The sequence below is a fragment of the Ferroglobus sp. genome, assembly GCF_015521575.1.
Taxonomy (GTDB): domain Archaea; phylum Halobacteriota; class Archaeoglobi; order Archaeoglobales; family Archaeoglobaceae; genus Ferroglobus.
Genome location: NZ_WANY01000150.1, coordinates 1 through 8,414, shown reverse-complemented (window position 1 = coordinate 8,414; position 8,414 = coordinate 1). Strand labels below are relative to the sequence as shown.

Annotated in this window: 7 protein-coding genes, 2 tRNA genes and 1 pseudogene; 2 read left to right on the top strand and 8 right to left on the bottom strand. The window is 45.9% G+C overall.

The features are described from left to right. The 5 genes and pseudogenes from F7C14_RS06195 to F7C14_RS06175 all read right to left on the bottom strand — a co-directional run. A pseudogene (locus tag F7C14_RS06195) lies at positions 1 to 1,292 on the bottom strand (DNA-directed RNA polymerase subunit A'); the annotation flags it as partial. An 11-nt stretch (positions 1,293 to 1,303) separates the two neighbouring features. Then, positions 1,304 to 3,118: a DNA-directed RNA polymerase subunit B gene (gene rpoB, locus F7C14_RS06190; protein WP_290900950.1), complete on the bottom strand. Its 1,815-nt coding sequence runs from the start codon at positions 3,116 to 3,118 to the stop codon at positions 1,304 to 1,306. A gap of 5 nt (positions 3,119 to 3,123) precedes the next feature. Continuing rightward, positions 3,124 to 4,599, bottom strand: a complete 1,476-nt coding sequence (locus F7C14_RS06185) for a DNA-directed RNA polymerase subunit B'' (RefSeq protein WP_290900948.1) — start codon at positions 4,597 to 4,599, stop codon at positions 3,124 to 3,126. A 46-nt stretch (positions 4,600 to 4,645) separates the two neighbouring features. After that, positions 4,646 to 4,876 carry a DNA-directed RNA polymerase subunit H gene (locus F7C14_RS06180; RefSeq protein WP_290900945.1) on the bottom strand — a complete coding sequence of 77 codons (231 nt, stop codon included), beginning with the start codon at positions 4,874 to 4,876 and terminating at the stop codon, positions 4,646 to 4,648. A 33-nt stretch (positions 4,877 to 4,909) separates the two neighbouring features. Continuing rightward, positions 4,910 to 4,983: transfer RNA gene (locus F7C14_RS06175), tRNA-Lys, on the bottom strand. 110 nt (positions 4,984 to 5,093) lie between these two features. Between F7C14_RS06175 and F7C14_RS06170 the strand changes: the two genes are divergently transcribed. Further along, positions 5,094 to 5,168, top strand: a tRNA-Glu gene (locus F7C14_RS06170). Positions 5,169 to 5,417: 249 nt separating this feature from the next. On the opposite strand, the gene F7C14_RS06165 is transcribed toward F7C14_RS06170, so the two are convergent. Genes F7C14_RS06165 through F7C14_RS06155 form a run of 3 tightly spaced genes read right to left on the bottom strand, consistent with a single transcriptional unit; the run spans position 5,418 to position 8,141 of the window. After that, positions 5,418 to 6,653: a Glu/Leu/Phe/Val dehydrogenase gene (locus tag F7C14_RS06165; RefSeq protein WP_290900943.1), complete on the bottom strand. Its 1,236-nt coding sequence runs from the start codon at positions 6,651 to 6,653 to the stop codon at positions 5,418 to 5,420. Further along, the gene (locus F7C14_RS06160) at positions 6,650 to 6,883 is read right to left on the bottom strand and encodes a DUF357 domain-containing protein (protein ID WP_290900953.1); all 234 of its coding nucleotides are present in this window, start codon (positions 6,881 to 6,883) and stop codon (positions 6,650 to 6,652) included. The genes F7C14_RS06165 and F7C14_RS06160 overlap by 4 nt, the downstream gene beginning before the upstream one ends. Continuing rightward, the gene (locus F7C14_RS06155; protein ID WP_290900940.1) at positions 6,867 to 8,141 is read right to left on the bottom strand and encodes a nodulation protein NfeD; all 1,275 of its coding nucleotides are present in this window, start codon (positions 8,139 to 8,141) and stop codon (positions 6,867 to 6,869) included. Before F7C14_RS06155 ends, F7C14_RS06160 begins: the two co-directional genes overlap by 17 nt. Positions 8,142 to 8,220: 79 nt before the next feature. Here F7C14_RS06155 and F7C14_RS06150 point away from each other — a divergent pair. Continuing rightward, positions 8,221 to 8,414, top strand: a 194-nt coding sequence (locus tag F7C14_RS06150; RefSeq protein WP_290900937.1) for an MATE family efflux transporter, incomplete at its 3' end; no start/stop codon positions are given.

Sequence of the window (8,414 nt, the reverse complement as noted above, 5' to 3'; positions counted from 1 at the left end):
GGTAGCACTCTAACGTAGTGAGCCATTATGCTCATTCTGTGCAGAGAAGGCTGACGGTTGAACAGAACTATGTCTCCATCTTTAAGCTGCCTTTCCACGATCCATCCGGGCTCAAGCTTCTCAGCTAATTCCTCTCTGTTAGCATCGATGACTCTAATTCTCCTTCCGTCCGGTCTTATGACGTAGTTCGCTTTCGGATGCTCGGTTCTCAGGATGTATTCCCTCGCCTCCTCTATATTGTTGGGAGTTACGTAAATCGGAACGGTCAGTTCTTCGGCTATAACCTTCGGAACTCCAACCTCGTTTATGCTAAGGTTTGGATCCGGGCTTATTACTGTTCTTGCGGAGAAGTTTACTCTTTTACCGCTTAGACTACCTCTGAACCTACCTTCCTTACCTTTTAACCTCTGAGCGAGGGTTTTGAGGGGTCTCCCGCTTCTGTGTCTTGCTGGAGGAATCCCGCTAACCTCGTTGTCTAAATAGGTGGTCACGTGATATTGTAAAAGCTCCCACAGATCTTCGAGAATCAACTGAGGTGCTCCAGCTTCTTTGTTTTCAAGGAATCTCTGATTGATTCTTATTATATCGACGAGTTTATGGGTTAAGTCGTCCTCGCTCCTCTGCCCGGTTTCGAGGATTATCGAAGGTCTCACCGTTACAGGGGGAACTGGCAAAACGGTCAAAACAAACCACTCCGGTCGGCAAGCTTTCGGATCTATACCAAAAGCTGGAAGATCTTCGTCGGGAATTTTTTCGAGTCTTTCTCTTACATCCTTCGGCGTGAGTTTGTGATCACCTTCGTAGTAGAACGTGGGTTTCTCGAACTTGACCTCTATCTGATCTGCTCCGCAGTGGGGGCACTTCTTCACCGCCTTCGTCACTCTGAAGACTTCCTTAACGATTTCATCGTAATTCTGCCCGAGTTCTTTGAGCTTTTCTATTTGAGCTATGTACTTGTCTCTCCTCTCATCTTTGAGCAAAATTCTTCCACACTCTCTGCAAGTTCCGTTAAGGAGTCTTGCGATGAGCTTAGCGTAGCCCACGTGGATTACTGGAGCTGCAAGCTCTATATGCCCGAAATGCCCTGGGCACTCTCCGGCTTTTCCTCCGCAAGTCCTGCACCTCAACCCCGGATCAACAACTCCGAGCCTCGGATCCATTAAGCCAGACTCTATCGGATAACCGTCATCAGAGTATGTTTCCGGGGTGAAAATTTTAGCTACGCTCATTCTCCTAATTTCCTGAGGGCTTAAGACTTCGAATTTAATTCCGGAAATTCTTTTGGGTGTCACAAAAACTCACCTCACGCCTTATCTCCGAGAATTAACCTCGGAGCGATAAGCATAGACTTGAGCTCGTCAAGCAGGAGCTTGAAAGCGTAACTCATCTCTATCTTGTGCACATTACTCTCATCGTCGCACACCTTGCAATAGGCTGTGTTCCTCTTGTAGTCGTAAGTAGCTACATGTCCGCAGTTTCCGCAGACCCAAACTTCCACTTTGTCTGACTCTTCGAGCAGCCTGTCTTTCAAAAGCAAAGCTGCCCCATGCCCGATTAAAACGTCCCTCTCCATCTCTCCGAATCTTAATCCACCTTTTCTCGATCTTCCCTCCGTCGGCTGTCTTGTGAGAATCTGCACGGGACCTCTGCTTCTTGCGTGTATCTTGCTTGAGACCATGTGGTACAACTTCTCGTAGTAAATCACTCCGACGAATATCTCAGCTACGAACTTCTTTCCGGTAATCCCATCGTACATGACTTCTTTTCCTGTGTACGAGAATCCATATCTCTTCAAAGCTTCTCTCAGGTCTTCTTCTTTCTCTCCGTGGAATATTGTTCCGTCCACTCTCCTCGCCTCGATTGCTCCGATCTTTCCTCCGATCATCTCCAAAACGTGACCGACGGTCATTCTTGATGGAATTGCGTGGGGATTGATTATCATATCCGGAACTATTCCGCTTTCTGTGAAGGGCATGTCCTCTTCGGGAACTATCAGCCCGATAACTCCCTTCTGTCCGTGTCTCGAAGCGAATTTGTCTCCAAGTTCTGGAATTCTCTGGTCCCTCACCCTAACTTTAGCGAGTTTAGCACCGTTCTCTGAGAGGGTTAGAAAAACGGCATCGACAATTCCGCTTTCGTTGCTTCTCATCGTAACCGAAGTTTCTCTTCTCTTCTGCGGGGTTACTTCGAGCCTTGTAGGCTCCTCAAGAAATCTTGGTGGAGACGTCTTACCTATAAGAACGTCGTCCGGACCAACTTCAGTTTCCGGAACAACCAACCCATCTTCATCAAGGTGAATGTAGGCTTCAGCTCCCCTGTAACCATTCACGTCAGAAGGAGGTATCTCGAACTTATCCTCCTGTCCACCGGGGTACCTTATCTCTTCAGCCTCGTAGGTTCTGTAGAAGTGGGATCTTCCGAGTCCCCTTTCTATGCTCGCTTTGTTGAAAATGAGCGCGTCTTCTATATTGTAGCCTTCATAACTCACAACAGCAACAACGAAGTTCTGTCCGGCTGGTCTTTCATCGTACTTGATTTCAAGCTGAGTATCTGTTGTGACAATTGGAATTTGCGGATAGTGAAGGAGGTGTCCTCTCGTATCAGCCCTCAACGGAAGATTGGCGTAGGGAATACCGAGGCTCTGCTTTATCATAGCAGCTCCCATCGTGTTTCTTGGAGATGCGTTGTGCTCCGGATAGGGGATGCTGCCGGTGCAAATACCAACGATGAGCGAGGGATCGAGCTCAAGGTGGGTGTGCTCCTCAGTTAACTCCTCCTCGTTGACAGCTATGTAAGCGTTTTCTTCTTCTTCGGCATCGAGAAACTCTATCCTTCCCTGCCTTACAAGATCTTCGAAGGTTATCTCCCCTCTCTTAAGCTTTTCTATGTGTTTTTCGGTCACGAGGGGTTTTCCGTTTTTAACAACTATGAGGGGTCTTCTCGCTCTTCCAGCATCTGTATTTATCCTCACCTCGTTAGAGTCGGGGTAGTAAGCAACGTTGACCTGATTGCTTATTCTACCTTTTCTCCTCAATTCCCTAATTTGCTCTGCAAGAGCTCTTCCATCATCGACAAAACCTATCAGCGCTCCATTAACGTAAACTCTACATTTTCTCATGATCTTCACCTACCCTTAATCGGCTCGACTCCGAGGGAGTAAAGGACGTTTATAATCTCGTTTTCATCGACACCAACGCTTACCTCGGCGTACTGAGCGAAGTTCTTCACCAACCCACAGTTTGGTCCTTCTGGAGTTTCGTTCGGGCAAATTCTTCCCCACTGCGTTGGATGCAAATCTCTCGCTTCAAAATGGGGCTGCGATCTTGATAGGGGAGAAACTACCCTTCTTAAGTGGGAGAGGAGGGACATGTAGTTGTGCCTGTCTATGAGCTGGGAAACTCCGGTTCTTCCACCAACCCAGTTTCCTGTAGCCATCGGGTGCATAAGTCTGTCGGTAAGAACGTCGCTTCTCACAGCCGTGCTCATTCTCAGCTGCCTTCCCCTCACTTTAGCTCTCTCAAGCTGATACTTAACGTCTTTAATTAGCCTTAAAAACGCAACTCTGAAAATTTCCTCCATCAAATCTCCAGCAAGCTTCAACCTCTTGTTGGCGTAGTGATCTTTATCGTCTTCCATTCTGTATCCGAGATAAAGCTCGAAAACGGCTTCAGCCATTCTCGCCAAGAAGAAAGCCTTCGCTCTTCTTGCCTCCTTCTCCGTTCCTATGTGAGGTAAGAAATAATGGTCTATCACCTGCGTGGCTCTCTCTATTCTGTACTCTTTGCTCTGCCCCGGAGCGACTCTTCTTCCGATGTAATCTATGGCTTCTTCCTGAGTTTCCACTTCAGCCACTTCAACGTTTTCGAGCATGAACTTCATTATCTCTGGATCCTCGCTTACCATCTCGACTATTTCCTGATCGCTTTCCACACCGAGAGCTCTCATCATCACGACGAATTGTATCGGCTTCGGGATCTGGGGGAAAGTTACTTCGAGAATGTTGTTTCTGTTCCTTTCAACCACAACTAAGGCTCTGTAACCAGAGCGCTGACTGAAGCACTTCGCCACTTCCACAGGCTCTCCGTACTTCTCCTCTCTCTCAAGAATTATCTTGTTCGGAGCCAGATCTTCAAGAGTAACGAGGGCTCTTTCGCTCCCGTTTATTATGAAGTAGCCGCCGGGGTCAAGTGGATCTTCTCCGAATTTCGATGTGTCCTTAACTCCGTAGAGGTTGCAGATTTTCGACTTCACCATTACTGGAAGCATTCCTATCTTAACCCACTCTTCCTGCTGCGGAGCACCTTCGTCAACAACCTGACACTTCAACCAGATTGGCGATGCGTAGGTTAAATTTCTCAATCTTGCCTCTATCGGATAAAGCAAGTGCTCTGTTCCGTCGGCTTCTTTAACCTTAGGTCTATCGAGCTTAACTTCTCCGAGAATTACGTACGTGTTCTCAATGTCCAGTTCAATGATTCCTTGCTCGTCGATAACCTTTTGCAATCTCTCTTCGATAAATCTGTTAAACGAGTCAAGCTGGTGCCTCACTAACCTGTCGTGGGTAAAGTAGGCACGAGCAAGAACTCTCCTATCTAACATCCCACCACCTCAAAATTTTCCCGAATTCCGAAAAACGCTTCCGTTTTCATATAACCAGTCTGTAAACCACACTTCTTCCGGCGGTTTTACTTTCTCTAATAATTCTAACAATATCTCCCGGCTTAGCGCCGATTTCCTTAGCAATAGGATCATCTGCCCTAATTTTGGGGAGATCTTCCTTCCTAACTCCAAGTATTTTAAGGAGTTCTTCAGCCTCTTCCTTACTCAACAACTCGTGTTTCGGAACCAATATGTGATCTTGAAGCTTGAACTTCATGTCCTACCTCCTCTTCGTAAAGGGAGTGAGTAGCGGGCTCGACGGGATTTGAACCCGCGACCGACGGGTTAAAAGCCCGTCGCTCTACCTGGCTGAGCTACGAGCCCTCCTTCAGCATTTCTCACTAAACACTCTATCTGCTTTTAAGAGTTTCGCACATAATAAATATTTTACCGCCCAAAAGTATTATAAATCCGACAAGTGTTTTCGCTTTTAAGCTCCGGTGGTGTAGCCCGGCCAATCATACCGGCCTTTCGAGCCGGTGACCCGGGTTCAAATCCCGGCCGGAGCATTTTTTAATTTAAAACTTTCTCGATCGTTAAGATAATCCTTACAAATTAAACTTGTATCCGTATTTCGATTTTAACGGCTCGCTTTGATTTACACCTAAGGATCGGGAAGTTAAGAGATTTTGTGATTAAAGCTAAAATCTCGAATGGTTGTTCTCTGAAGGGGATAGCAGAGGTCAAAAAGTTCTTGTAAAAAGATATGGAGCCTTCAGAAATGATGGTCGAAGGTAACTACTTAGGGTGAAAGGGAGTTAAGGAAATATTCCTCTAAGCTCTAAAGCCTTCACAACTCTCCTCAGAGCTAAGATCATGGCGGCATCTCTCATTAAAATTTCCCCGAACTCGTTTTTCGTCTTAACGACATCTTCAAAAGCTCTGACCATGATTCTCTCAAGCTCGGAATTTACTCTCTCTTCGTCCCAGAAATATCTTTCGAGATCTTGAACCCATTCAAAGTAGCTTACAACGACACCTCCAGCGTTGGCAAGTATGTCCGGCACGACGAGTTCGCACTTCTTGTCTAAATATTCTTCAGCCTCTGGAGTTACTGGACCATTTGCCGCTTCGACGATTATTCTTGCTTTGACATCCCTAACGTTGTCCTTCGTTATGACGTTCTCGATGGCTGCCGGAATTAAAATGTCTACATCCAAGCTCAAAAGCTCCTCGTTTGTTATGTTTTCCGCGAAATTCAGAACGCTTCCAGATCTTTTTTTATGTTCGAAAAGAGCTTCGATATCCAAACCTTCCCAGTTTAAAACTCCCCCTTTTGAGTCGCTCACAGCCACAATTTTCGCTCCCATCTCCGAAAGAGTTTTGGCAGCATAGTATCCTACGTTTCCAAAACCTTGAATTGCGACGGTCAGGTTTTTTAGTTCTTCTCCAAGAAGCTTGGCAACTTCCCTCGTTATTATCGCCACCCCTCTTCCGGTGGCTGATTTTCTTCCAAGGGATCCGCCCAATTCGACCGGCTTACCAGTTACAATGCCGGGGACAGCGTATCCCCTATAAACGCTGTATGTGTCCATGATCCAAGCCATCACCCTCTCGTCGGTGTATAAATCCGGAGCTGGAATATCCCGTTCGGGACCTATTATCGGGAGTATCGCTGCGGTGTACCTTCTCGTTAACCTCTCCAGTTCGCTTTCGCTCAGCTTTTTTGGATCGACTCTTACTCCTCCCTTTCCCCCGCCGAAAGGTATGTTCACCACAGCGCATTTCCAAGTCATCCACATAGCCAAAGCAACGACTTCGTCTCTATTCACGTTCGGATGATACCTTATCCCTCCCTTGTATGGCCCCCTAATTCCGCAGTGCTGTGCTCTATAGCCGGTGAATACTTCAATTCTTCCGTCATCCATTTTTACCGGGATTTTTACTTCTATTACCCTATCGGGAACTTTCAGGTACTCTACAATGTCTTCTCTTAAATTTATCATCTCTGCCGCTCTCTCAAGCTGAATGCAAGCCATTTCGTAGGGATTCATTCCTCCACCTCCAGAAATCCGTACTCCTTCCCAATTTCCAACCAAGCCCAAGCCCAGATGACGCATTCAAAAGCTCTAATTAAATCGTTCTTTCTCAAAAAATATTCGGAGTCGGATATGTACGCTCTGATGTTTCTCTCAAAATTCTCAAATCCGTTTTTAGCTTTGAACTTCTTCCTCTTTATCCTCTCCAGCCACTTGATCGTTTCTTCCTTAAGCTCCCTTTCCACCAACCTTTATCACCTTCAGCTTCAACCCCTCTCTCCCAACAACCTCCACTTCATCTCCCACTTCAAGCTTTTCGTCGCAAACCACTTCCCAAATTTCCCCTCTGATTTTGGCAAAAGTCTTATTATTCACGCTTATAACCTCCCCTCTTTTCCCGATTATCGCCTCTCCACCAACTTTTCTCCTTTCTTTTCTCAGCTGGGAAATTTTCACTATTGCGAAGGTCATTATTAAAGCAGTTCCTATCGCAACGCCGAACACGAAGTTTCTTGCTTCGCTGTAGAACTTTTCTGGAAGCATCGGTTCGTTTATCAGCATGAGCATTCCGAGAACGAAGCAGAAAATTGATGCTGCAGCAAGAAATCCGTAAGTTGGAGTCATAAGTTCGGCTATCAGGAAAATTATGGCTAAGAGAATGAGCAAAGCGCCAAGGTAATTAATCTGCATTACCCCAAGCCCGGCTAAGGCGAGGATTAGGAAAATAGCACCAAGAGTTTCCGGGATGTATCCGGGGGAAGTTAATCCGAAAATGAGGAGGTAAATTCCGAGGATTAGGAGTATCGAAGCTATTTCCGGGCTTGTGAGAAATTCGTAAATTGCTCCTCTCAAATCGTTTTTAACGTAGATAATCTCTGGTTTCTCTAAATTTAGTCTAACTTTTTTGCCGTTTACATTAACTTCCCATCCGTTTATCTTTTCAAAAAGCTCCTCCTTCGAGTTAGCGATGACGTCAATAACATTGTACTTCAAAGCTTCTTTCGCAGACAAGCTGTAGGCTTCCGTTACGAATTTTTCGATTGCCGTTACATTTCTGCCCCTCTTCTCTGCTATGCTTTTCACGTAACTTGCCAAGTATTTTACAGCCTTTTCCTCGACTTTTGTTCCTTCAACTCCAACGGCTATTGGCGTTGCAGCTCCTACGGAAGTTCCTTCGCTCATCGCAGCTACGTGTCCGGCTATGAGTATAATCGAACCGGCTGAGGCTGAAAAAGCCCCGGGAGGGTAAACGTAGGTTATTACGGGAATTCTGCTGGACAAGATCATCGAAACTATTTTTTCGGTCGACTTAACCAATCCCCCCGGCGTGTCGAGGGTTATTAGAATAGCTTCAGCGTTTTCTTCTTCAGCTATCTTAAACGCCCTCTCAAGCTTTATTACGGTTCCTTCGTTAATAGCCCCTTCTATATTCACCTCCACTACCTTCGAAGCTTCCGCTTTTGCGATTAAAAGGAGGAGCAATAGCGGGAGGAGCATTCTCATCAAAAAATACTGGCATTTTTAGCGTTAAAAATGTGTCGAATCGTTTTCTTTAAAAATCAAAACGTATCAGTTTTCTTTGGTGGAAAGTGTAGAGATTTTACTGGGAGATCCGAGAAAGTCTATTCCAAAGCTCTCGTTTCCGATAATAATAAGTAACCTCGCCTTTACTCTTTACAACTTCGCCGATGGAATCTGGGTCGCCGGGTTGGGTGCCGATGCTCTTTCGGCTATCGGTATTTTCTTTCCGATTTTCATGATCTTTCTCGCCTTGTC